The sequence below is a fragment of the Candidatus Chromulinivoraceae bacterium genome (assembly GCA_035478595.1).
In the GTDB taxonomy this organism is placed as follows: Bacteria; Patescibacteriota; Saccharimonadia; order Saccharimonadales; family Saccharimonadaceae; genus CAMLKC01.
On sequence record DATIJL010000003.1, the window covers coordinates 1 to 24171 of the forward strand.

A 24171-nucleotide genomic window follows, 5' to 3' on the forward strand; every position below is an offset into this window, starting at 1 on the left:
TTGGTGTGGTTGGCTGGTTGTAGAGACTAACGAGCTGTTTGTTACTCGCTACCCACCGGCTATGCCAGTAGTAATACTCACTCCTGGCAATCCCGTAGTGTTTACAGGCAGCGCTCACGCTGCCGAGTTCCTCGGCAGCTCTAAACCAGGCCAGTCGAATACGAGCCCCATACACTTGGAGTTGTTTTCCGGTCATTGTTCTTGTTCTCACTTTCACTCCTTTCTAGATTAGAAAGTATATGACGAAGTGTCCAAGATGTATGGGAGCCGGATATGTCATATCTAGCATGTATTGACTTTTTAGAATTTATATTGTATAATCAAATTCACTTGCTGGGGATTACGATTTTCCAGCAGAGCACCCTCAGCCCGCAACTACCCGCTTAAGGAGTGAGCGCTATGCTCAGCACCCAGTCCCGTCCGACCCCCAGCACGTTCGCAGCATTGCTCGCCGCCAAGAAGGCGAACAGCGTGACCGAGCAGGCCGGCGGACCGAAGCACACCGCCCAGCAGCAGCACAGGCCGTACACCTCACAGTCGGAAGGCTACGAGGTTCCCTACGTACCGCTCCCGGCCGTCAAGGAGATCGAAGTCACCGACGTGATCTCCTCGATCGAGCCCGAGACCATCCACGACACCTCGTGGATGTCCGGGATCGGGGAGCTCGGCATCGGCTGGACGTCGCGCCTCAGGCGCTCCACGGTCATCGACGAGGTCGACCCCAACGAGGCCCTCGACGAGACCGACGAGTTCCTCGGATTCCACGTGGTGGCGTGGTAGTAGTTCGCTGAGATAGCCGATGTCGCATGCCCATGTAGGGCGGCGGCATCGGCTTTTTCGCATCTTAGAGGTATCTACTTAGAACCGACTTGAATAACTTCGCCGCCGATTGCATCACGAAAATATCCATCATGGCTAACATACAAAACAGCGCCGGCATATTTAGAGAGTGCAGTCTCAAGCTCTTCAATACTTGGTAGATCAAGGTGGTTTGTTGGCTCATCTAGAATCAGCAACTGAGGATCATTTGCTAACATACTGATAACCTGAAACCTCGCCTTTTGCCCACCCGAAAGACGCGTAATTGGAACATGCCCATCACCTTCGGTAAATAGATAGTCGCTCATCAAGCCACGAATTTTAGTGGTACTAATAGGTAGGTCGCGGTCGAGATACATACGTTCAATAGCTTCCTCAAGAGGGAGCTTGAAATAGGTTTGTCGGACTTCTTGCTCGTATACGCCAATTCGAATGTGTTTATCGAGTGTGATATCACCTGAAAATCGTGTGATTGTACCAGGTGCCGTCCCAAGAAGCTCTTTAATAAGTGTCGTCTTACCAGCACCATTACGACCCCTTATCTCCAGTGCCTCACCCTCACGCAGGTCAATATTAATGCCAGAAAATAACGGGGAATCACCATACCCAAGACTAAGATTCTTGGCGCTAACCAAAATATGCTTACTGCGCGACTCCTCATTCTTGAGGTTCATTCGGATGTTTTTAGCCTTAAACTTATCGTACTGTGCTGCAACCTTGTAGTTAAGGTTCGCAACTGACTCTTTATCGATCCAAAAGGTTGGTTTTTCCTTAGCCTGCAGTTCCGCCAACTCTTTACGACTAATTTCCTCAAGACGTTTAAATTTTTGAATCGTGCCAGGGTTACGTGACTTTTCCTTAAGACGTTGGTAGTCGAGCACCTTAGCTTTTAGGTTTACGATACGCTTTTCAACCATCTCAAAATCGTTCATCTGACTACCAGTACTGACTGCGTTCTGTTTTAAGTAAGCATCGTAGTTACCCTTATAGCTGACGCTTTCACCATCTTTAAGTTCAATAATACGATCTACTTCCTTTAGGACGTCACGGTCGTGCGTAATAACCAGCACACCTTCGCGTGCATCACGCAGCCAATCAATAAACTGAGCCTTCGCAACATAGTCCATGTGGTTAGTCGGTTCGTCAATAAGTGCCAAGTTAGCATCCGAGTGCATAATCTTCACAACTTCAACAAGGCGTTTTTGACCGCCCGAAAGCGAAGAGAATGGACGATGCGCAACCTCTGGCAGTTGAAAATTATCGAGTTCACGTGTGACATGCTCTTCGATTTGGTAAAAACCCTTATCATCAAATCGTTGCAATGCTTCGGTGTACTCATTGATTTTCTTCATATCATCACCCATTGTCAGGGGATATTCTTCGATGATACGGCTTAACTCGGGATATTCCGGTAAACCAGACAACACGTATTGCAGCACTGTTTGATCGCCCACATCGTGATGTTCCTGCGCCGTTGCTACGACCACAGTGCCACGCCTATAAATAACGTCGCCGGTAAAGTCTTGGTCGGTGCCAGCTAGAATACCAAAAAGAGTTGACTTGCCAACACCATTACGCCCAATGACGCCAATCTTTTCGCCGTCATCAATACTGAACTTAATGCCTTGCATCAAGCTTTTAGGGCCGAAACTTTTTTCGGTAATGGTAATATCAGCAATCATATCTGTTAGAGTATATCATTCATTGCATAAATTTACATATTATTATATCGTTTACCCGTTTCCGAGAGAATAGAGGTGGAATGTCGGGAAATCGTCCAACGAATGTCCGACAATAAATGAGAGTCGTTTTATAATAAGTATCGTCAGCAAGTCAACGACCAAAAGAAAGGCCTTTGAAATGCCACTGACGCAGAAGATCCAGGATGCCCTGTCCGCCGCTGGCCTGTCCGTCGCTGATTTCACCCTAACTACCGACAGAGTCGGGAGAGTGACCATAAAGTCGAAGACTAACGACTACGGCAAAGTTGCTTCGGCACGAGACGCGCTAGAGGCGCTATCGTCGACGGACTACTACGTACTATTCGCTCAGTCGGTCACCTGGCCGAACGTCTCCGTGCGTAGCCTCACGACAGAGTCCTAGGACTCTGAAGTCCGACTGCAACCACGAATTTGCAGTCGGACTCCTCCCATATAGTCTGGGCTTTTTTGACCATATTGTTTCACTCGCAGTCAGAACGATCTAGCGTTCCGATACGTATCCCCGTACAAAGAATGACATCTCGTGCCCTTCAGCTTTGCAGATACAGAAAGAACTATTCTTTGTCGGCTTTCTTAGCGTCAGACTCTACCACAACACGCTCGTAAAGTTTCACGAGTTTGCCAACTTGGCGTTTTTCAGTAAAACGGCGCGCAAGCCGTTGACTAGCAAGACCATACTCTGCACGTTTTTTAGGGTGAGCTAGTAGTTCGGTTACCGCATCAGCCACACTTTCAGGTGTGTTTTCGGCATAAATGCCACTCACGCCATCTTCAACAACTTCTGAAACTTCTTTATCAATCAGTACAATTGGTAAACCGGCAAGGGCAGCCTCATGCAACACCCACCCTTGAGTATCGGTCAGCGAAGGGAATACAAATACTTTCATTGCTCCGTATACTGTCCCAAGACTTTCGCGTGGCAATGCACCCGTAAAGGTGATTCGGTCGGGATGGGTAGATTCACTCGCGAGACGCTCTAGTGTTTCACGAAACTCAAAATCACCAACAAATAATAGACGGGCGCGAGGCCGCTTAGCGACGACGTGTTCAAAGGCAGGAATAAGCATAGCCAGGTTTTTCTCTGATCCTAAACGACCGACAAATCCAAAGACTTCGTCTTTTTCGTCGATGTTATACGTTTCATAAAACGTTTTAACCTGTGGTTCAGTTGCTGGCTTAATACGGTCGACGCCGTTTGGCATCATCGTAATCTCATAGCGATAATCATCATCTCCTTGCCAACTCTCCAGCTGCGTCTTGCTCTTACGGCTCAGGGCAATAACAGCGTCACACTTGCTGTAAATGATCGTCAGGATACGCTCAACAATGTCGATATTCCATTGCACACGTTCACGGCGTGGGCGATACATCTTCATAATCTCACGCACATCCTTACCATTGACTTTGATAGTGAAGGGAAGAAGAGCAATGAGCGCCAAAAGACCAGGTAATAGCATCCCGTCACGGTAGTGCTCTACGTATTCACGAAGATCCGTACAGTGCTGTGCAACAAGTGGTATCTTACATTTATAAGCCGCGTACACACCCATCATACCGACCTGACCAGGACTAAAGAAATGGATCACATCCAGGTCAAGATCTTTGACGCGTGAAAGAACACGGGGCGGGAAGAAGAGGCTCATGTCGTAATCATCATAAAAAGCTCCCTTAACACTGGGGAAACGGATAACGTGTTCGTCCTCATCAAACTCCTCAGCGTGACGACTCGGACGGATAGAACGGGCGGGACAGAAAATAAAAACTTCATGCCCTTGTTCTTCTAAATGTTTTTTTAGTGACTCTACGACGAAAACGATGCCGTTAATTGATGGACGATATGTATCTGTAAAAAGGCCAATACGCATAATATATCCTTATTATACCAGCTGCCGATATATTTTGACGAGACGTTCTGCAGCTAGCTTACTATCAAAACGCTCAGCAATAGCCCCTGTCTTCTTCTGCCATTTCTTGTATTCAACAGTGCTGCGGCGAAGTTCTTTAACAGCCGCTACAAAATCATCGTCAGTTTTACAGCGCCAAGCATCATGCTTAAAGGTATCATCGTATTCTGGAATATCACGCAAAATAATTGGTAATTTAGCTCCCGCAGCTTCTAGTACGCACATGGGATGATTTTCTTGCTCTGCTGGTAGACAAAAAACATCCGCTGCCGCCAAGTAGTCACGTACATCCTCGTGCGGAATGACACCAGTAATTTTAAGATTATCTGGCACACTATCCATGAGCCGCTGCATTTTTTGATAGTCGGCCCCAAGCTGCTTAAACGGAATACCGCCAACCCAAATAAATGTCACGTCAGGCTGTGCGGCCGCCATTGCCATAAACGTATCGAGGCGCTTACGAGGCTGTACCTGTCCGTTGCCAAGAACGACAAATTCATCATCTTTAATATCAAGTTTTTTGCGAGCTGCCTGCTTGTCTTTAGCAGTAAAATCATAGCGATCCATATCGATAGTATTATAGAAGGTCTCAATTTTGTTTTTAGGTACGCGGAGCTCATCATGCAGAACTTTAGCAACCATATTCGAGACCGCTAACACTTTATCGGCGCGGTTATAATACCAACGCATGTAATGACGCATTATCGGCATCCAGTAGCGCGCACCAATAATAGAGCCAACTAACGAAGCCGGCACGACATGAGCTGAAATAACTTTTTTAGGACCACGCTGTAAAGCCTTGCGCCACGCATAAGGACCAAAAGTGTGAAGATGAATCACATCGCAGTCGACGGATTTACCAAATTCACCTCGTATAAGTGTAACGTCATTTCGTTTTTCAAGGGCCTCAGCCATCTCAATGTAGGCGGTATGAACGCCGTGTCCTTGAACGGTAATATCGCTCTCGGACACCATATTAATTCGAAGTTTCTTCATTTGAAACTTATTGTACCATGGCTTCACGAATAAGATGGGCGACGCGATCAGGCGTCTCTATTGGGACAAGGTGACCACCCCGTAAAAAGACGGCTTTTGTTTCGCCAAAGATCTCTTCCATATCAAGCGTATCGCGTTGACGCGCGGTAGTATCGTACAACCCACAAACCACCAGGGCAACGCGGTTTTTAGCCGTGTGCTGATAGGCAGAACCGTCTAAAATAATATCAACGAGACTTGCCTGAAATACAATCTGGTCAAAAGAAGGGCGCGAATGCATACCCGTCCAACGAACCCGTCGCAAAGCTTCACGTGAGCGAACTTTCGCAAGTGTCATACCCCGTAGCATAACGAATGGACGCCAGTTATAAAGATGCGCCCAGAGATGGGCTGAGTCCATAATCATGCGGGCATAACTAGCATACATACCGCTTGGTGACGGAACGGGGTTGAGCAGCATAACTTTTCGCTCGCGTAAGACTTTTTCACTTAGCACAACCGAACAACCAAACGAGTGCGCACAAATAGCTGCAATGGGGCCTATTTTTGCCTCTATCTTGTCTAGAACATCCGTAAACCAATCCTGCAGCACCGTGGCGCTTGGAAGAAGAATTGCGTCACTAAAACCGTGACCTGGAAGATCTATCATAATAATCCGATATGAGGCCGAGAGCTCAACGGCAAGCGGCACCAGGCCCACATGATCACCACTTATACCATGTACGAGTAGAAGGACAGGCTTATCACTCTCTTTTGTACACCACAAACTAACCGTGCGGCCCTCGTTTTTAATGACCACCTGCGTGAGGTGCTTTTTAATCCACGCTCCGTAATCCATTGTCTCTATAGTATCAGACTTCAGCAGTAATCGTGGTACCAACTGACTGTCCGTCAGCGGCGCGCATGATGTTACCCTCAGTCAAAAGATCAAACACAACAATCTGTTGTTGATGATCGTAGGCGAGGGCAATCGCAGCTTTATCCATTATGCGGATGTCGGGTTGTTCGACAGCTTGCTTCAGGGTAAGAGTTCCATATTTTTGAGCCCCTGGATTTGTAGTAGGATCGCTATCGTACACACCATCCACCTTAGTTGCCTTTAGGATGGCGTCACACTCAAGTTCAAGCGCCAGATTAACCGCAGCCGTGTCAGTCGTAAGGTACGGACGACCAATACCACCAGCAACAATAACCACGCGACCTTTTTCGAGATGAGTCACTGCTCTACGATGCGTAAATAAATCAGCCACCTGGTCAGCTTCAATGTTAGTGAGTGTGCGAGTTGCAACCCCCTTGCTATTAAAAACGTCGGCAAGAGCCAACGCGTTCATCATAGTTGCAAGCATACCAATATTATCCGCTGTCACGCGCCCTACGCCACCACCAGCAAGTTGAGCGCCTCGTGCATAGTTGCCGCCGCCGATCATGACAACAATCTGGCTATTTTTCACTTTTTTAATTTCTTCGGCAATCCACGTTGCCCGCTCGGCGTCAAAACCACCGTCATATTTACCTTGCAGCTGCTCACCCGAAAGTTTCAAAAGGATACGTTTATACATGATTTCTAGTATACCAGACAAGGAAAGTGCCTCTCCGCCCTGGTGGATTGCACCGGGCGGAGAGGACTGTTTGGAACTTTCCCGCGTCACAGCCTCGTGGACCGTTCAGCGTTTAGTCGTTCAGCCCATCAGACGCTGTCCCAGCGGTACTCTACGATGTCGCCGCGCCGTCCACGATGCTGCGCATTGGGACGGCTGTAACTGACGTTGAGTACGTAGGTGGCGTAGAGCCATCCGCTGGAGTCGTGGCGGAAGAAGCGCAGGTTAAGCCCACTCCCTTCACCGACGAAGCAGATGACGCGGTACGAGCCGAGGCCGGCCGTCCTGGCGTCATCGACGCCGAGGGTGAACGCGACGTTCAGACTCCTGATCTGAGACTCGACTTCAGCGCCCTTGAGCTGAGCGCTCGTGGGTTGGAAGTCGCGCCAGCAATGCCTCGGCCGTGGAGCGCACCTTGTCCATGTCGATCTCGATCGGCGGCGCCTCGGCGCGCTGTCGACGGGCATAGGACTGGTAGAAGCCCTTTGCGTCCGTCCACTTGATCGGAGACCGACCACGCTCCTGGTAGCAGAGCGCGTACTCGTACACTTGCTGGACGTTGCGGTCGGTGCGGTAGAAAATTCGCAGCAGGATGACCTCCTGCGAGCCCACGAAGCACACGGCTGCAGCCTCGCCAACCTGGAGATCACCGTCTTCTCGGACGGAGTAGATCGCCTCGTGCGAACGAGCCAGGCCGAAAATGGCCTGCTTGAGCGCGCGACCGTTGTTGCGCTGAGCCTCACCGCCCTCGGGGGGGCGATGCGGGATGGGCGCCGTCCAGGAACCGCTGGACCTTCTCGTTGACCTCCCGTCGAAGGGTGGTGCGGTCGAAGTCTTGCGGGACTGGAATGTTAGGCACAATGCCTCCCATTGTAGGAAATGTTCCGACACCCACTATACACATAAATTTTTATTTGTCACCCCTGTAAATGGAAAAGCCGCCCGTTCTGTCCGCGAATTGCGAACATACTAAGGCGGCGATCCCATCATCTCCTAGACAAAACGCCAGCTCGCAAGCAAGCCAGCGAGCGAGCTGACGAGGCTGTGCAGCCACGACAGGTGATGGTTGATGTTGTGCAGACCGCAAGCCACATTGCAAGCAGTGTGGAAGTCGCGGGGGTTCAGCCCTGCTGTCGCATCACGCGCAGCCAACAACACCCACACAACCACGCACGCCAGGTAGGCGATGCGCAGCTTGCCGCGACCATAGCGGATCATCAGGAATGTCGTGAGCGCGAACGCACCGAACAACACCGGATAGACGACACCGTCGTGATACACCTTGCTGAAAGCATCGGTCAGGTTGGGCGTGCCGAGTCGCCTGTAGTTACTGACATCCATGAGATGGAAGCCGAGACCGGCCATCATCCCGATGAACATACAGAGGTACAGCCAACTCGTCGAGATGACGACCACGCCCCAGCGAGGTGCACTGAGTGCGGCGATAGCCGCAGCGGCCGAGAGCACGAATGTATCGCCGAAAATCAGCGACCAGGGTTGATGTGACAGATGGGTGAAGTCAGTCAGGGAGCGGTTCTCACCGATCGTGATGATCAGTGCCAGCATGACCGGCGACACGAACACCACCATTGCGGCGGCCAGAACGGGACGGCCTGTGATGATGGACGAGACCAGGCGCCCGTAGAGCAGCCTGATGATCATCAGGGTGGCCACGAGACAACCCAGGAACTGCCAGTCTGCAGGGGTCATGGTTTTCCTTTGGAGACGATAGGAAGAGCGAGGCCAAGACGGCACTCTAATAGATATTTTATCAGATTATATATAATTTGTCAATTTTTCTACCCCTGTAAATGACACCTATCTTTCACAAGAGAACGTGTGTTGAAGAATTAAATTACATTAAAAGCAAAATTGACATGCAAAGCTAATGCTGATATAATATACCTCACAGGCCCGGAAAGGAAGTCCCGTGAAATCCACGTTGAAGTACCTGGCGGACGCACTGTCGTTCCTTCGTGCGGCTGCCGTTGTCCCCGTGATCGTCTTCTCGGTCATGAACAACTGGCACCTCGCGTTCCTCATCCTCATCGCCGCCTGGGCGACCGACCTCGTCGACGGCATCGTCGCCAAGAAGTACGATTCGTTCAGCGCCGACCACAAGATCGACGCGGACGGCATCGCCGACTCGGTGTTGGCCTTCGGGTCTACAGTCGTACCGGTGATCTACGCCTACGAGCACAACCTGTTCGTCGGCGCACTCCTCACCGTTCTGTACGCCGCAACCGTGTACTTCGGCACTCGGATGGCGCTCGGCATGAACAAGGAGATCACGCCACAGCGACGTTGGCTCGTCGCGGGCAACATGATCGTGCTGCACGCCATTGTCCAGATCGGCGCCACGCTCGTCTGGTTCGACTACATGGCGTCCGGCACCGAAGCAGCACTACGCTTCGTCGGCCTGATGCTGATCGTCGCGGCGCTTCAGCGCCGCAAGATCCGCCTCTGGTGGGTCGGTCGGTTCAGCTAGACAAGGAGAGGGGAACGAAAGGGGCGGTCACTATGTGTGGCCGCCCCGTTTCCTTATCTGTTATACTTAGTTTGTTATGGCACAAAAAAAGAAAAAAATCGCCACTCTTAATAAGTCCGTCGTCAACCGTCGGGCTCGTTTTGATTACGAACTCGGTGATGAAATTGTGGCCGGTATGGCTTTAACCGGACCTGAAGTGCGCGCAGCTCGTGACGGTCACGTGCAGCTTAAAGGTTCTTACGTTACTATTCGCAATAACGAGTTGTGGCTCAACAATGCCAGTTTTAGCCTTAAACTCAACCAAAAGGGTCTGCCTGGCGCTCGGACTATTGATACCTCGGTAAAAAAATTGCTCGCGAGCCGCAAGCAAATTGACACACTTATTGCCCACAAAAAAGAAGGGCTAACGATCGTACCGACAAAGCTTTTAACAAGCGGTAAGTTTCTCAAAATTGTCATCGCTCTTGGTAAAGGTAAGAAGAATTATGACAAACGCGAAACACTCAAGCGCCGCGACCAAGAACGAGAATCTGCACGGGCAATAAAACTACATTAGTCGTCGTCTAACCAATTAGCTAATTTTTAAGTCATCCAACATGTTTTTTGTATCATCGACGTAATACTTCCATTCAAGCGAGCCAGTCTTATGTTTGATTGCATGCAGCTTCATAATCGCGGCTTCGTTAAGACTTACTCCAAGATCTTCACGCACACAGTTCGTTTGTTCGCCGTATACGCTTGCTAATAGGGTAAATTCACCGATAAACTCCCCAAGAGCAGCAACCTCATCATAGCGATCTGCCTCAATAAGGAGTGTGCAGAGTTTCTTCCCAAAGTCGATGATTACTCGTTCAAGTAATGCACTTTGATGGAAGGTAATAAGCTCAATATCAATCTGATCTTCTTTAGGTAATTTCATAATAAGCTACAACTCTTTAATGATTTTGCTATTTGTTCTAAAGCCAATATAAATCAGTTAAAAAATCTACTATTTTACGCCAGCCCTCACCGACCATTACTTGAATACCCACCACCACAATCACGAGCGCACCTAAAGCCATCACGGTAAATAGGCCCCAATCCGTTCTTTGTATTAGTAAAATAACACTCAAGACTGCAGTGCTTATACCACAGACGATTAACAATAGACCAATAGCAGACCGTATTATTTTCAGAATCTTCATTAAACACTATATTAGTTATTCTGAGGTCACCGCGCCGCTGCATCTTCTTCTGCCTGGCCTTCTTAGTGTCGACGCCATACAGAATGTAGGCACCGGCGTCCAAGAATTCCCTGAACCAACCCATCGTTCTCTCGATTCTCGAGAAGAAAATCTGCTTACGCAGGCAAACCTCGGGGATCCCTCAGTTCTGAAACGTAGATTAACATAAATACGCATATTGGTCAAAACAATACTATGTTTGCAATTCAACCTCGTGATATACTAAGTCATATAATGAAGATTTACTCGTGGAATGTAAATGGTATCCGGTCAGTAGATAAAAAGGGCGCCCTTGCTGAGTTTATCCAAAAAGAAGACCCTGACATTGTATGTTTTCAAGAAGTGAAGGCCCACGAGACCGATATTGACCTCGAATTTCCTGAGTACCAGAAGTTCTGGAATTCCGGCCTTCGCAAAGGTTACTCGGGTACAGCCATCTGGACAAAAGTAGCTCCTCTCAATGTTCTATACGGTATACCCGAAGAGCTTGTCAAAGAATACAAACTCGATAGCGACGAATATGGCGATCCTTCAAACGAAGGCCGCGTTACTGCGCTCGAATTCGAATTATTCTTTCTTGTAACTGTCTATACGCCCAATAGTAAAGGTGACTTAACTCGGCTAAAACTCCGCCATGAACAATGGGACCCTGCTTTTCTAAAATACGTCGCTGACCGCGCCAAAACCAAGCCAGTATTTTTCTGTGGTGACCTGAACGTCGCACATAAAGAAATCGACCTAGCAAACCCTAAACCAAACGTCGGCAAACATGGTTTTACTAACGAAGAACGCGAGGGATTTGACAAAATGCTAGAGGCAGGTTTTGCTGATACTCTTCGTATATTCAACCAAGAACCTGCCCAATACACCTGGTGGACGCATTGGGCAAACGCTCGTGCTCGCAATGTCGGTTGGCGGATTGATTATTTTCTAGCCAGTGAAAAAGCCATTCCAATGGTTAAAAAAGCCGAAATCCACACCGGGGTCATGGGTTCGGACCACTGTCCAATAAGCATTACGGTAGACACTTCAAAGGAGTAACTATGCCAGCGCCAAAACAACAGTCCGTCACTCTCGAAGAACTAAATCAACTTATCTGGAACCACCTGGAAGAACGCGACTGGCACAAAAATCCCTCGCGCGGATTAGCTATATCTATGGCGCTTGAAGCCAGCGAGTTGCTTGAACATTATCAGTGGAGAGATGAGCCGGTAGGTGGTATAGAAGCCGTTGGCGACGAGCTGGCCGACGTTTTTATTTACGGTATGCAAATTGCCCAGCAAAACAATATCGATATAGCTTTGCATATTCAGAATAAACTTAAGAAAACAGCAAAAAAATACCCAGCCGAAAACTTTAAGGGAAAAACCGCTGCAGAAAAACGCAGCGCGTGGCTCGACAGTAAACTTGCCCACCAAAAAGAAGGGCTCTAGCATGCTTTCACCAGCAGTTGCCGCACGTCTCATGCAGGCCGGAGCAAATCAAATATCATACAAGCCGAATGCTAGTATCGCTCAGCAGCTTAAACAAAAAAACCTGGTAATGTTCGTAGGCCCTGCCGCCGTTGGTAAGAGCTTCTTAATGAATCGCATCATAGAACAAGATATCGATTTCGGACGTGTTTCGGTTTTTACTAGTCGCGACGCTCGGCCTGATGACGAACCTGGCATGTTTCGTTACATTCCCCATGATGATACCCATATCGGTCTGCTTCTCGATAAAATCGAAGCAGGCGAGGTGGTGCAGTACGCAGTTCATCCAACTTCCGGACGTATTTATGGATCTGAAGTTACTGACTATGCAAAATCCTTCAATATGCTTGCTACACTATCTGGCATCGTCAACACGCTTCGCTTGCTACCGTTTCAGACAACGAACGTAGTAGGGCTCGCGGTAGACCCAGACATTTGGCTCAGTAGGTTCTACAGTCGATATCATGAACCATCTGAAGAACAACATAAACGCCTTTTAGAAGCCGTCGTTTCACTCCAATGGCTACTTAACCCATCTAATAATCACCAAAAAATAACTTGGGTCGACAATACCTCCGCTAATGAGACCACCGCTATCCAATCCATTATAGATGCGGTAAAATTCAATAAGCCAGGGGACCCCGCAACATCAAGAATTGCCCAATCAATGCTAGAGCGACTGCAAAAGGAACTGCTTAAATGACCGAGAAGAACTGTACACTATTATTTTTACGAAAAGACGACCAAATTCTCCTTGCCATGAAAAAACGTGGCTTTGGTTCTGGCCGCTATAACGGTGTTGGCGGTAAGATTGAACCAGACGAAACAATCGAGCAAGCTCTTATACGTGAGTGCCAAGAGGAAATCAAAGTAACACCCCTCAAATATCACAAAATTGCTGAACACGATTTTACCCAGCTTGAGAGCGAGAAACCCTGGCGCATGTATGTGCACGCGTATTTTTGTGACGAGTGGGAAGGTGAGCCAGTCGAAACCGAAGAAATGGCTCCTGAATGGTTTAAGATCGACGCCATCCCATACGACGCTATGTGGCAAGATGATATTTTTTGGCTTCCTCTGGTTTTAAAAGGCAAAAAGCTTTTTGGAAACTTTACATTCGACGAACAAGAAAACATACTAACCCACGACATCAAAGAGGTCGAGGCCTTTTAGACTATGGATCTTCATCCATATTGGCAAAAGCAGACGGCCGAAAAATCACTCTTTCCGGACATCGAGTGGTCTAAGCCCGAACAGCGGTCACAACGTGGACGCTTAGGTATTATTGGTGGCAATAAACTTGGTTTTGCCGGGGTGGCTGAAGGATATAGCACCGCACTTAGTGTCGGGGTAGGCGAGGCACGAGTCCTTTTACCAGACGTCCTCAAAAAAACTATCCCGAGTTCTATAACTGATACTCTTTTTGGCGCAACCAACCCATCTGGCAGCCTAGCCAAAGATGCCACGCCCGAACTGCGCGCACTTAGCGAGTGGGCAACAGGTATCTTAATGATCGGTGACGCTGGCAGGAACAGTGAAACGGCAATCATTTACGAGGATTTTCTAGCCGATTACACCGGACAGCTTACTATTACACGTGACGCCGTTGATCTTATTAAGAACAGTCCGCAGGCACTTGCAGAGCGACCTAATACGTTACTTGTTGTATCATTCGCACAACTACAAAAGTTATTTCAGAGTGTATATTACCCCAAGATCCTCACCTTTAGCATGCAGCTCACTAGTCTCGTAGAAGCTTTACATAAATTTACAATTACATATCCAGTGACCATCGCTGTACTCCATAAAGATTATTTACTTGTTGCCAGCAAGGGCGGAGTAACTTCAACCGAATGGCAAAGCCCCATGGCAATCTGGCGAGGAAGTGTCGCGACAAAGGCCGCAGTTTATTGGTTATGGACCCTGAGTAAGCCGCTCGAGGCAGTGACGGCGAGTCTCGTCACACTGGGCTAAATTTAAGTTTCATCTCGCATATCTTTAATTGGGCTACGCGCAACGTTTCGCAAAAGCGGCAGTGAAGCCCCGAGTAAACCTGTGAAAAGGATAAGGCCAACAATTGCTACAGGCGCCTGCCACCATATACCTACAAAGCGAAACTTTAAGCTGTCATCCGCAAATATATAGATGAGGTGAGCCTGAGCAGTTACTCCATGAGAAAGTTGTGAGTCTAGAACGAGAGACGCAACGAAGGAGTACGGCTAAAGCACACAGCAGCCAGGTTGTATTCGGCATGGTCGAACGTGGTGGCAGGCAAAGAGCAAACATGTTAAGAGTTCGGGTGTGCGAGTATTGGTGCCGGAGATTCAACGCAGTATCGACAAAACGGCAACAATCTACACGGATAAACACGGGTCATACCGCCTACTCAAGCGCAAAGGCTATGAGCACAAGACCGTTAATCATAGTCAGCAGCAATACGTCGTTGGTCGAGTACACACGCAGAACGTTGAGAACTTTTGGAGTATCTTCAAACGCGGTATTTACGGTGTCTATCGTCACTGTGAGCCGAAATACCTACAGCACTATGCTAATGAGTACGCATTCCGTTACTCCAATCGGAAGAGTGATAAGCCGATGTTTGAACTAGTATTAGAGAAGCTAACAGATTAGGTAATGAGGTTCGAATCCCTCCACCCCAGCCAAAATTATCATATTCAATAGAACTAAAAACAACTCTGTAAATGGAGTTGTTTTTAGTTTGGTTATTAGGTAGGGGAGAAGGGACGACCAAACTCTTCGCGTATGAGACAATGGTGGTATGCATGTACGCACAGTAACTCTCACGAAATTGAATGAACTCCCCAAACTAAGTGGACTCGTTCTGCTTATCGGTCCGCCTGGGTCAGGCAAGTCTACCTTCGCCAAGAAGATGATTATCCAACAAAAGATGGAAGAGGAGTCATACATATCCAATGACAAGATTGCCAAGGAATTATTTAATGTTACTGTTGGTCGCCGAGATAAAGATGGTGAGATATTTGCAGAGCAAGACCGGCGCATAGCAATGCAACTTGCGGCGAATAAGGTTGCGGTAGTTGATGCAACAAATGTTAAGCTAGGAGCTCGGCAACGACTTCTTGCTATTGCACGGAAATATGACGCGCCGACAACTGCTATTTGTTTTAGACGAGATGTAGCAACTTTGTTACGACAAAATAAGGGGCGTGAAGTTGAAGTGCCAGAAGGAATGGTACTGGAATATGCTGATCTTATGCGCCAAGCTACTCCAACAAAACTGCATAACGAAGGCATCGAGTTAACAGTTGAAGTAGCTGACAACATAGAATTATAGGTCATACTCTATCGCGTCATTTTCGGATTCCAGAAGTTGGCGAATTTCGTCGACGTCAACATCCTCTTCTTGTGTAAAGGTTATATTCCGGAACCTTAACCCCAGCCATGAAATTATTTACAAATAAAGAAAATCGCTATTGTAGTGATTTTCTTTATTGTAATTATCTCACAACTCTAGCTACCTCCGTTTTATAAGATGTGGGTATAATAGATTATGGAACACTCAACAACAGACCGTGTATTAAAAATAATTCTCTAGCCGGCCGTCACGGTACACATCAAGCGTCACGCAATGAAACCCTCCCTCGAGTTGACGACCATGACGAAGTTTGAGTGGTAAAACATCGATACTATGCTTTTCCAGCAATGCAATGAGGCCTGTTTGATGAGCATCGACAACGGCTAGATTTGGATTGATCATGAAAAGGTTCATGCCAAGCCAAGCAGAGGATAATGGTGGCATACCTGAATAGGTGTATTCTTCCATCTCAGGCGCATAGATGACTTGCCATTTTTTTAATATATCTGGTAGATTACGATCATTGACACGCGAAGGATTTGCTAGGATCAGCCCAGGTCTAAGAAGCGCGAGTGTAGTGTCGATATGTGTGCCCTGATAGAGAGAGCGAAGTGGATGAACAGTGTAAGCTTCACCAAGGGTGGCTTGGAGCCAACGTAGCCCTAATTCATTACCACCATTCGAGATTAAATAAAAGATATCTTTACCTGCTCGCAGTATATTGGCAGCATCAAATATCGGCTCCTTATTCATGAGGATTGACGATGCCCGAGGTGAGAGGTCGTAATCTATGTCTCGTAATTGGGGTTTCGGTGCAGCAATCCACCGACAGCCACTTTCTAAGTAATCGATAAGGATATCTCGATATGATAGGGTTTCAATCGAACGGGAGCGGTAGACATTTGGCGATTCAACAATCATATCGCCGACAACAAGAAGCGTGTCACGGGGGCAATAATTGAAGTACATTGACGTTTCCCACTGCGGTGTTTTGACAATCTGCTGGGTGTTGACAGGGTTTGGTCGCCGCACTCGTATATCAAGTTTCTGTAATTCTTTCACAAAAAGATCAAGATCTTCGTTTGTCTCGTCGATAACCGACCGAGGAATAGTCGGTATCGCCACATTAGTACTTGGCAGAAGCTCTTCCTCAAATGCAATGCTTGCGTTCATGCCGAGGTCATTCTTCGGATAGCGTGCATTCGTAGCGATACCAACGACTACCTCTCGCAACGGGTCCCATTCATTATACGAATTAACCTTTACATTCTTCATAGCGTTTTAAACTCACCGTCTATAATATCGTTGATAATACGCACAAACTCCTTTATTTCTTCGGGCGGTCGAGCAAGCGATACTCGTATAGATGTAGTCGGAGCGGTCAGAGAATCATGATAAAAATACGACAGTGGGATGACGCCCACATATTGCGCGAGTAGCTTTTGAGCAAGGCTAATATCGGCATAACCAGTATCGGCAATGTCGATGACACAAAAGACTGCAGCCTCCATCGGTTGTAAATGCAGCATAGGATGCAATTGTGCTTTGATATGATTGTAGTTATCGACGACTAGCGCATTGAGAGACCGAAGGTAGAAGTCGAAGCGTTTGTCAGTCAAGATGGTCGAGATGAGATATAGATCATACTGGTTATGCTGGAACTGATAATTACTAATAACCCCAGGAAAAACAGCCACCCAATGATCCGAGTAGACCAATGCACCGAACTTTGACCCTTTCAGTCCCAGTATTTTTCCAGTGTCACCAATAAGAGTATAGGAAAGTCCGTCTATTTCCTTGTACGTCGTAATCAGGGGTACTGCTGAAGGAGAAATCTGGAAAAACGTATAGTCGACAACCAGAGTAATAGCTTTATCAACACAAAATGTCATGAGTTGCCGCAGATCGCGTTCGTTATATGTCATCCCTAGTGGATTGTCGGGCATAACGAGCACTATTGCTTTTGTTCTACTCGTACATGCTTTTATGATATTATCGATACTTAAAGAAAGATCAGAACGGCGAGCTGCGATAACCGGTTTGCCCTTATAGACCGTAACAATCTTAGGATATGGCTCGAAGCTGACATCCTGAAAGACAATCTCGTCACCAGATTCTTGAATGAGGGCGTCACAAAGAAAGCAGAATGCATAGCCCGCAGAAGGCGTCAGGCTAATATGATCCGCCTGAAAGAGATTTAAAAAGTAATCCTCTATCTTCAGCGTAAATACTTGCGCGCTGCGCTCATCATCGAAGACCGCTTCAGGCACATGAGTTTGAAGCTTCCTGACCCAGGAGGGATTAGCCCCTTCAGGATAGCCGTAGGTGAAGTTAAGATAATCTTCCGAGCTCTCATGGAGCTTGTGCATTATCTTTACCATAGCTGACCCCTTAGCGTGATTCGAATCGTGCCGTTCCATATGCCTAGGAGTATATAACGTATATTATTTGTTGTCCACTCCGGACAACAAATAATATATGTGTCCTATAAAAAGTACTTTATGGCTCATCCACAATGGTATACTCACCCTTACAATTGTTCGTCACAAAGGAAACGCGACTAATAAGCCTAGCTACTCGCACCTACCAGACGTCGGCCCTGAATAGAATCTCGGCTATTCCAAATATCTCAGCTATTGTACCAGCAGCATCTTGAGGACCCCAATCACGAATTAGTCCCCATCTGGTAACCAAGTAACGTACGGATATAGTGCAGGGCGTAGCCCCGCACACTTCTTGGGAACGAAGAGACCAAGAAGTAATGTTCTTTGAGCTTGCCAAAGGCAGCTTCAATCTTTGGCCGGAGTTGGAGGAGCTGGTGTTGCCACCTGGCCATCGTCCAGATTTGTTTTGGCCGGGGCGGCGAGATGACCATGCACCGGAAGTCTCGCCAGATATGCCGTCTGGTGACTTTGGCGGTGTAGCCGGCATCGGCTACGACGACTCTCGTCGTGGTGTTGACGAGATGCTTGAGCTGGAGAACGTCAGCCTCATTGGCACCGGTGAACCAAACAGCAGAAAGTCTGCCGTCGTAGTCAATGCTCGCATGCAACTTAAAGCCGTAGTGCCAACCCTGCCAGTTCTTGCCGAATGTGGCGATTCCTCTCGCTACTTTGTGTCTGTCGGCACGAATGTGCCGACAGACTGGCAGCATGGTGGAATCGGCAAAACGGAGCGGCGTAGCCGTCGAGAGCGTACGGGTCAGGAGCTGTACGAGCAGCGGGAGGACTCGGTGGCTATGTGCTACGAAGTTTTGGTACTGTGGGAGCTTTGGAAAGCAGTCCTGGTAGTCTCGTGTTATCCAGTCGTACACTGAGCGAAGTGTTTTATGCGGTTCGGTGAGGCTATCCCAGATGAGAATAGTCACGAGTTCGCTGTCGGTTAACACCGACCGAACACCGGGTTTTGAGTGTTTGGGATATGACGCTACCGCGTCATCTACCCAAACAAAGACATCTACGATATTATTTCTAGATAGAGCACGCATACTTTTTCTCCTGTTTGTTTAGACGATTAACAAGAGAAATTGTAGCGTGCTTTATTTTGTTTGGCTAATTCGTGATTCGGGTTTGAGGGGATAGATTGGTGTTGTAAAAGATGTTGTGATAACGCGTTAAAGAAATGTCTAAGGTGCGTAGGATTTCCCACACCTTATCTTGTTGAGTCTTCATGTAATCAGGAAGGACAACGAGGTGAGTGATAGTTTGATTTTCCGGTTTAAGAAAAGCGGCAGCATCGAGTGCCTCGCATAACCATCTCCCCTGTTTAGTACGTAGCATAATCTCTGCATAAAGTGGATTTTCAGCACGATCGTTGATAAATCGTATCTCATTCCCATTGCACGTAATAAGGCCATACGAGTTTAGCCGCTCCACGAGTCGTTCAGCATCAATGAGCTTTGAACTTTCGGGGATTAGACGAAAATCCTCCTCATCAACTGCACCACTAGAGAGCACTGATACCTCGTGAAATAGCGCGATAAGACTCGTCCGAAAGTTACGCTTATCCTGCAAAGTAAAGCGACCCGTTTGTTCACGATCGTAAGTAGAACCCTTCCGACCGTTATAGTCATCATACAGCGAGATAAGTTTTGCAGATGGCAAGAAGGATCGTATTGCACACGCAAGATTTAGTCCAATTTCGTCTTCTGGAAGAAGGTTGGTTCTTGTTATCCTTCCACCGAATTGAAGGTAATCTGCCAGGTATGGTCCTAATGCCTCAAATTCAATAGGCGAACCCCGATCGCGAGCCTCAATAAGTATATCGAGTTGGGCTCGTGAAAAATCCAATCCCTGAATCAGACTGCTCTTCTCAAGCTCGTTTAGGTGCTCAGTTAGTACACCCGCCACTCGTCTTTTAGACAAAGGTTTAGTTGCCTTTAAAGAATCCAGCATTCCCGCGATACTGTCGACTCGCTCACTATGAAATTTATGGCGTGGGCATCTTTAAATATGTAATAGCAGCTGAGCTGCCGTCTGTTGAATGAAGTATACTCATATTAGATGTTAAAAACTACTTTACTATACCACTCAAGCCGCGCCTCCGTAAAGAAGCAGGTACGAATCCACGAAAATTCCCACAACGGTACTGGCGCGCAGAGAGCTGTATTAAGCGAAACACGAGATATGAACTAGCCAGATTAGCACTATAGATGACGTTGTTGTTACAAAAAATATCTGCCAAGAGGTCTGTTGCACTGCTCGCAGTCATCGTTAAGGCTTAGTCACTTATAAAACCCGACTCATGCCTCTGCAAGCTGAACATTGCGTAACGTGACCATCTAATATAAACTGTTCACAATGTCGAACAGAAAGAGCTACTCCCTTGAACAGTTGCGCCTTCTTGGCCTAAACGCAGACGAAGCCACACTTTATCTTGAGTTACTCCAAGAGCCCGCTACATATTTACGTCTATCTTATGCGACGGGCATAAATAGGACCAAGGTATATCGTTTAGTCGCCGAACTGGAGAAAAAGAGCTTAGTCGCTAAGCGTAGTGACGAACGCGGGGCTTTTTTAACTGCAGCAGATCCTTCAACACTTGAGGTCGGTCTTGCTGATCGGGAAGAAAAAGTAAGACGGCAACGTCAAGCACTGACGGCGCTCCTACCATCGCTCACAGCGCTGCAGAACGGAGAGACAAGTCGCTTTATTATCCGCACTTACGAAGGAGATGCGGGCTTTAAGCAGATGCTATGGCACGAGCTAAAGACCAAAGGAGAAAACCTTCTTTTGGGTGGCGGAAACATGGAAGACCTAGTGAGTGACCGTCGCTGGGTTCAAAAACTTCGTCTGCATACGACCAAAACAGCATATGATGTGCGTGAGATACTCAATCCAAATGATAACAATAAACCTATCTTCATGCTTCATAAAGAGTCTATGCATGGCGCATACCGTGCACGTACTATTGAACCTGATGTCATTTCGTTACAGAATCAAATGACGATATATAACGATACCGTAGGTATCTATCACTGGCAAGAAGAGCAAAAGGTTGGGATAGAAATTATCAATAAGCCCTATGCCATTATGATGCGTGGCATTTTTGAACATCTCTGGGAAATCGCTAGAGATACAGACAAGAACCTCTGGTTAGCCTAATATCATCAGCTTCTCAGTCTCTATACGACGATAAGTTCCCGAAGTTTCCTATGCATAAGGCATAAACTTTGATAGATGGTGTTCCAATTTCGAGACACTAGGTCAGCCAGGAGATTATTACAGATAAAAGACGTTCAATTCAGAACGTCTTTTATCTATGCAGACTAGTCTATCCGTATGTTGACTACAGGACAGATAGATACCATCTTACTTCCCTATAAAACTGCGGTATTCGCCCTCGTCATAATAAAGAGTAAACGACGCTATCTTTCCGTCTACTACCTTCCAAACCTCTGCAACCTCTTGATGGAGTCTTGCTTTCATTGGTGATATGTAATCATAGCTTACAATCGCACAAACAGTGTCACCTCCGGTGATCAGCTGTTTTACGTCCATTTCTTCTACAGCCTGAAGCACGGCTGTATACGTCCTAATAAACGTCTCTTTTCCTGCAAATTTCTTCTCACTCGCAACTGAAAAACTCACCTCATCCGCCAAGTTCTCTTGCCATTTATCGCTTTTCTTTGCAGCACTGTCGTAAAAATTCTTAATGATCTCTTTCGCCGTCGCATCCATGATTTTACTCCTTGATTATGTTTTTTGCGCGCCATTATTGTCGTTCGAGGTATTGTAGAATCGGCCCATGTAGCACATCATTGCACCGACACGAGCCGAGGAGCCAGCGTTAACTCTAGGAGTCAGTTAGCTCTGGCGTGGCTAGGTCGTTAAAACTCCTCCAATTCCTGTGACCCAGGCAGGAATGAATTGTTATTCATAGCTACATACTAGCCCAAAAATAGAACTATTTGAGCCTAAGAGTATTGTCGTTATAAAGTTATGAAATATCTAAAAAAACGCTCCAACGATTAGTCCCATAGCAACGAGGGTAGCAAATCGGTTGCTTATGTTAACATAAAGAACCGACCTGTCCCGAGGCTCGAATACGCCATGAGCAAGTATTGTCGTTACGCCAAAGCCTAGCCAGACTAACAACGAAGTAATGAGGCCGTCCTTGAGCCCGCTGCCTCCATTATAAGCATGAAAATAAGCTGTAAAGAGCGAAAGTGCATAGGCTGTTAGCGTATATACCGCTACTAATACGACAAGAGCGCTCTTTGTTCTCGCCTTCATAGCCTCGTTAGTGAGGCTTATTGCTTTCATCCACCGTGCCCCGAACATAACAGGGCTGTACCATACGCCACCTATAACCATTGCTGCAACGACGCTTAGCGCTATTCCCCATAATGAAACATGTGCAAACATATATATTTCCCCTTAAAGATCTCTTCTCGTGATCGAACAGCTCAACTTATCTATACAATATGGCGACACTGTCAATCACAAGAAGAGAATTATACTATTAGGCCCCGAAAGCTTCGTAAATCTCGACAGTACCTTGGCCACCTAGAACGCTTGGTACATTCTTTGCTTTTTCGAGCGCTCCATCAAAGTCTTTTGCTTCGATTATGGAAAAACCAACAAGTAAATTATCGGCATCTTTTACACCAGATTGGCTCACACTTTTACCACCAAATTTAAACTGCTGACCTTTATCGACAACTGCTGACCCCAGTGACTCAAAGAAGGCGTCCCAAAGCTCGAGCATCTTCTTAACTTCTGGTTCAGGTAACGTACTCAAGTCGTAAGCCTCGTTTACTTTGTAAATAAAAATGTACTTTGTCATAACCATTGCTCCTCTATTTTTTATTAATACATTCCTAGCGTATCACAACACTTGGAAAAACCAAGTGTTTCTGTTATGATAAAGATGTGAAAAAAGCTGTACGTGATCAAACTACTTGCCCCATTGCCTATACAGCTAATATCATTGGGGATCCGTGGTCATTACTGATCGCGCGTGACATTGTTTTTTACGGTAAACGAACTTACGGTGAATTTCTGTCTTCGAATGAGGGCGTTACCACTAGCATGCTGGCAGACAAATTAGTGAATCTTGAAATTCAAGGCTTGCTAACCAAAGCTGCGGATACTATAGACAAGCGCAAAGTAATATACTCGCTCACCAACAAAGGACTCGACCTTTTCATCCCATTATTGGTTGAAATGGCCAACTGGGGCGTAGCATATAATCCCTTGATTATCTCTAACTCGGCGTGGGTGAAGCAAGCTGCAATCGATAAGAACAAACTAGTGGTGCTTGTCCGACAGACGGTTGTGAAGGGTGGCTCAGTACTGAATGGTGGGGATAGCGTTATGAAGCAGCTTGAGCGAGGATAGCTGCGTGCGGGGTTATTTTCTATCTTCGAGAGATCAGAATGAGTTGTATAAAGCCCTTGCTAGTCAACTTTACGCTCTAAGAGCGCTACCCGATTCTTCAGCTGGTCAACCTGTCTTTGCAGTCTCACATCCAAAGTCTCGGTAGAATGTGTTAAAGTGTCAGGGTAACTGGGGCGTTTTTAAGCCCGAAGGTCCAACACTGCATATGCAGATTTATGGTCGTGCCACGACGGCGACTATCCAAAAGTATGGCGACGCCATACAACTTCCACATCGCGAAACTGGATTCTACGACAACTTTAAACCACTCAGCGCCGACGACATTAAAGAGCTTAAAACGGACATTGAAAAATTGCTGCAAAGCGAGAAATACAAAGCTGTTTGGAGCGAGGCCTAGAGCATGACGGAGGAAACGTGGGATCATGCGACATCCTCTGGCTCGATGATAATTACTCCGCCTTTACTAACTACAAAGCCAAGCTTCTCTAGCTTTTGACCAACAAGAATAAAATCTTCAACCGAGGGGTGCCATCTGTCAGACTCATTCCCAGCCATGGAAATAACCCAGGTTTCGTTTACGAGGCTTGGGTTATTTCTTTGTTTGGATTTTTTGAAGGATTCGAACCCAACGGGTGAAAACTGCCGCCGTAGTTCGAGACGTAGACACACTTCCAGCGTAAGCACCGCCGTTGGTGAGCTGAGCGGCCGGAAGCTTTCTGGCGTCTAGATTATATCAGCAACAAAGTAGTCAAAAAGCTTTAACATAATAAGATAT

General features: G+C 47.0%; 32 protein-coding genes. 16 read left to right on the top strand and 16 right to left on the bottom strand.

The features are described 5' to 3' along the window. Window positions 1-196: hypothetical protein (locus VLG36_00495; protein ID HSW77259.1), on the bottom strand; the 196-nt coding region annotated here is incomplete at its 3' end. 203 nt (window positions 197-399) lie between these two features. Between VLG36_00495 and VLG36_00500 the strand changes: the two genes are divergently transcribed. Continuing rightward, window positions 400-780 (top strand): hypothetical protein, encoded by a 381-nt coding sequence (locus VLG36_00500; GenBank protein HSW77260.1) that lies wholly within the window; start codon window positions 400-402, stop codon window positions 778-780. A gap of 74 nt (window positions 781-854) precedes the next feature. Here VLG36_00500 and VLG36_00505 read toward each other — a convergent pair whose 3' ends face one another. Then, window positions 855-2501, bottom strand: coding sequence for an ABC-F family ATP-binding cassette domain-containing protein (locus VLG36_00505; protein HSW77261.1), 1647 nt, complete (start codon window positions 2499-2501; stop codon window positions 855-857). A 268-nt stretch (window positions 2502-2769) separates the two neighbouring features. Between VLG36_00505 and VLG36_00510 the strand changes: the two genes are divergently transcribed. After that, window positions 2770-2922: a hypothetical protein gene (locus VLG36_00510; GenBank protein ID HSW77262.1), complete on the top strand. Its 153-nt coding sequence runs from the start codon at window positions 2770-2772 to the stop codon at window positions 2920-2922. Between the two features lie 172 nt (window positions 2923-3094). Here VLG36_00510 and VLG36_00515 read toward each other — a convergent pair whose 3' ends face one another. From VLG36_00515 to pyrH, 4 genes are read right to left on the bottom strand one after another with little or no spacing between them, the layout of a single operon-like run. Continuing rightward, window positions 3095-4405 (bottom strand): glycosyltransferase, encoded by a 1311-nt coding sequence (locus tag VLG36_00515; GenBank protein HSW77263.1) that lies wholly within the window; start codon window positions 4403-4405, stop codon window positions 3095-3097. Between the two features lie 12 nt (window positions 4406-4417). Then, a complete protein-coding gene (locus VLG36_00520) occupies window positions 4418-5440 on the bottom strand; it encodes a glycosyltransferase family 4 protein (GenBank protein HSW77264.1) in 1023 nt (340 codons plus the stop codon). 7 nt (window positions 5441-5447) lie between these two features. Continuing rightward, window positions 5448-6278, bottom strand: coding sequence for an alpha/beta hydrolase (locus tag VLG36_00525; GenBank protein HSW77265.1), 831 nt, complete (start codon window positions 6276-6278; stop codon window positions 5448-5450). A gap of 13 nt (window positions 6279-6291) precedes the next feature. After that, window positions 6292-6999 (bottom strand): UMP kinase, encoded by a 708-nt coding sequence (pyrH, locus tag VLG36_00530; GenBank protein HSW77266.1) that lies wholly within the window; start codon window positions 6997-6999, stop codon window positions 6292-6294. Between the two features lie 176 nt (window positions 7000-7175). Between pyrH and VLG36_00535 the strand changes: the two genes are divergently transcribed. Next, window positions 7176-7541 carry a hypothetical protein gene (locus tag VLG36_00535; GenBank protein HSW77267.1) on the top strand — a complete coding sequence of 122 codons (366 nt, stop codon included), beginning with the start codon at window positions 7176-7178 and terminating at the stop codon, window positions 7539-7541. Window positions 7542-8031: 490 nt separating this feature from the next. On the opposite strand, the gene VLG36_00540 is transcribed toward VLG36_00535, so the two are convergent. Then, window positions 8032-8748: a hypothetical protein gene (locus VLG36_00540; GenBank protein HSW77268.1), complete on the bottom strand. Its 717-nt coding sequence runs from the start codon at window positions 8746-8748 to the stop codon at window positions 8032-8034. Between the two features lie 220 nt (window positions 8749-8968). Here VLG36_00540 and VLG36_00545 point away from each other — a divergent pair, with 220 nt between their 5' ends. Both VLG36_00545 and smpB read left to right on the top strand, forming a co-directional pair. Continuing rightward, the gene (locus VLG36_00545; GenBank protein ID HSW77269.1) at window positions 8969-9526 is read left to right on the top strand and encodes a CDP-alcohol phosphatidyltransferase family protein; all 558 of its coding nucleotides are present in this window, start codon (window positions 8969-8971) and stop codon (window positions 9524-9526) included. Between the two features lie 76 nt (window positions 9527-9602). Continuing rightward, window positions 9603-10082 carry an SsrA-binding protein SmpB gene (gene smpB / locus VLG36_00550; GenBank protein HSW77270.1) on the top strand — a complete coding sequence of 160 codons (480 nt, stop codon included), beginning with the start codon at window positions 9603-9605 and terminating at the stop codon, window positions 10080-10082. Window positions 10083-10097: 15 nt separating this feature from the next. On the opposite strand, the gene VLG36_00555 is transcribed toward smpB, so the two are convergent. Next, window positions 10098-10445, bottom strand: a complete 348-nt coding sequence (locus tag VLG36_00555) for a hypothetical protein (GenBank protein ID HSW77271.1) — start codon at window positions 10443-10445, stop codon at window positions 10098-10100. A 37-nt stretch (window positions 10446-10482) separates the two neighbouring features. Beyond that, window positions 10483-10710: a hypothetical protein gene (locus tag VLG36_00560; GenBank protein HSW77272.1), complete on the bottom strand. Its 228-nt coding sequence runs from the start codon at window positions 10708-10710 to the stop codon at window positions 10483-10485. A 273-nt stretch (window positions 10711-10983) separates the two neighbouring features. On the opposite strand from VLG36_00560, the gene VLG36_00565 reads away from it, so the two are divergent. The 7 genes from VLG36_00565 (at window position 10984) to VLG36_00595 (ending at window position 15534) form a co-directional block, all read left to right on the top strand. Further along, the gene (locus VLG36_00565) at window positions 10984-11790 is read left to right on the top strand and encodes an exodeoxyribonuclease III (GenBank protein ID HSW77273.1); all 807 of its coding nucleotides are present in this window, start codon (window positions 10984-10986) and stop codon (window positions 11788-11790) included. 2 nt (window positions 11791-11792) lie between these two features. Beyond that, a complete protein-coding gene (locus tag VLG36_00570; GenBank protein ID HSW77274.1) occupies window positions 11793-12182 on the top strand; it encodes a MazG-like family protein in 390 nt (129 codons plus the stop codon). A gap of 1 nt (window position 12183) precedes the next feature. Beyond that, on the top strand, window positions 12184-12924 hold the full coding sequence (locus VLG36_00575) for a hypothetical protein (GenBank protein HSW77275.1): 741 nt from the start codon (window positions 12184-12186) through the stop codon (window positions 12922-12924). Continuing rightward, complete coding sequence (locus tag VLG36_00580) at window positions 12921-13394, top strand: 8-oxo-dGTP diphosphatase (protein ID HSW77276.1); 474 nt, start codon at window positions 12921-12923, stop codon at window positions 13392-13394. The genes VLG36_00575 and VLG36_00580 overlap by 4 nt, the downstream gene beginning before the upstream one ends. Before the next feature lie 3 nt (window positions 13395-13397). After that, window positions 13398-14195 carry a hypothetical protein gene (locus VLG36_00585; GenBank protein HSW77277.1) on the top strand — a complete coding sequence of 266 codons (798 nt, stop codon included), beginning with the start codon at window positions 13398-13400 and terminating at the stop codon, window positions 14193-14195. A gap of 270 nt (window positions 14196-14465) precedes the next feature. Beyond that, window positions 14466-14852 carry an IS1595 family transposase gene (locus VLG36_00590; GenBank protein ID HSW77278.1) on the top strand — a complete coding sequence of 129 codons (387 nt, stop codon included), beginning with the start codon at window positions 14466-14468 and terminating at the stop codon, window positions 14850-14852. A gap of 148 nt (window positions 14853-15000) precedes the next feature. Next, on the top strand, window positions 15001-15534 hold the full coding sequence (locus tag VLG36_00595) for an ATP-binding protein (GenBank protein HSW77279.1): 534 nt from the start codon (window positions 15001-15003) through the stop codon (window positions 15532-15534). 243 nt (window positions 15535-15777) lie between these two features. Here VLG36_00595 and VLG36_00600 read toward each other — a convergent pair whose 3' ends face one another. Continuing rightward, the gene (locus VLG36_00600; GenBank protein ID HSW77280.1) at window positions 15778-16830 is read right to left on the bottom strand and encodes a hypothetical protein; all 1053 of its coding nucleotides are present in this window, start codon (window positions 16828-16830) and stop codon (window positions 15778-15780) included. Then, entirely contained in the window at window positions 16827-17975 is a 1149-nt protein-coding gene (locus VLG36_00605; protein ID HSW77281.1) for a pyridoxal phosphate-dependent aminotransferase, read from the bottom strand. Before VLG36_00605 ends, VLG36_00600 begins: the two co-directional genes overlap by 4 nt. A gap of 290 nt (window positions 17976-18265) precedes the next feature. On the opposite strand from VLG36_00605, the gene VLG36_00610 reads away from it, so the two are divergent. Continuing rightward, window positions 18266-18871, top strand: coding sequence for a hypothetical protein (locus VLG36_00610; GenBank protein HSW77282.1), 606 nt, complete (start codon window positions 18266-18268; stop codon window positions 18869-18871). 235 nt (window positions 18872-19106) lie between these two features. Here VLG36_00610 and VLG36_00615 read toward each other — a convergent pair whose 3' ends face one another. Further along, on the bottom strand, window positions 19107-19919 hold the full coding sequence (locus VLG36_00615) for a hypothetical protein (protein ID HSW77283.1): 813 nt from the start codon (window positions 19917-19919) through the stop codon (window positions 19107-19109). Between the two features lie 435 nt (window positions 19920-20354). On the opposite strand from VLG36_00615, the gene VLG36_00620 reads away from it, so the two are divergent. After that, window positions 20355-21158, top strand: a complete 804-nt coding sequence (locus VLG36_00620; protein HSW77284.1) for a helix-turn-helix domain-containing protein — start codon at window positions 20355-20357, stop codon at window positions 21156-21158. A gap of 207 nt (window positions 21159-21365) precedes the next feature. Here the strand turns inward: VLG36_00620 and VLG36_00625 are convergent, their stop codons facing one another. The 3 genes from VLG36_00625 to VLG36_00635 form a co-directional block, all read right to left on the bottom strand. Further along, window positions 21366-21734: a nuclear transport factor 2 family protein gene (locus VLG36_00625; GenBank protein ID HSW77285.1), complete on the bottom strand. Its 369-nt coding sequence runs from the start codon at window positions 21732-21734 to the stop codon at window positions 21366-21368. 270 nt (window positions 21735-22004) lie between these two features. Continuing rightward, window positions 22005-22421 (bottom strand): DUF1761 domain-containing protein, encoded by a 417-nt coding sequence (locus tag VLG36_00630; protein HSW77286.1) that lies wholly within the window; start codon window positions 22419-22421, stop codon window positions 22005-22007. A 97-nt stretch (window positions 22422-22518) separates the two neighbouring features. Further along, window positions 22519-22842 carry a hypothetical protein gene (locus VLG36_00635; GenBank protein ID HSW77287.1) on the bottom strand — a complete coding sequence of 108 codons (324 nt, stop codon included), beginning with the start codon at window positions 22840-22842 and terminating at the stop codon, window positions 22519-22521. Window positions 22843-22928: 86 nt separating this feature from the next. On the opposite strand from VLG36_00635, the gene VLG36_00640 reads away from it, so the two are divergent. Continuing rightward, complete coding sequence (locus VLG36_00640; protein HSW77288.1) at window positions 22929-23396, top strand: helix-turn-helix domain-containing protein; 468 nt, start codon at window positions 22929-22931, stop codon at window positions 23394-23396. Between the two features lie 148 nt (window positions 23397-23544). Further along, a complete protein-coding gene (locus VLG36_00645; protein ID HSW77289.1) occupies window positions 23545-23793 on the top strand; it encodes a hypothetical protein in 249 nt (82 codons plus the stop codon). A gap of 23 nt (window positions 23794-23816) precedes the next feature. On the opposite strand, the gene VLG36_00650 is transcribed toward VLG36_00645, so the two are convergent. After that, window positions 23817-23951, bottom strand: coding sequence for a hypothetical protein (locus VLG36_00650; GenBank protein HSW77290.1), 135 nt, complete (start codon window positions 23949-23951; stop codon window positions 23817-23819). Window positions 23952-24171: the final 220 nt, after the last annotated feature.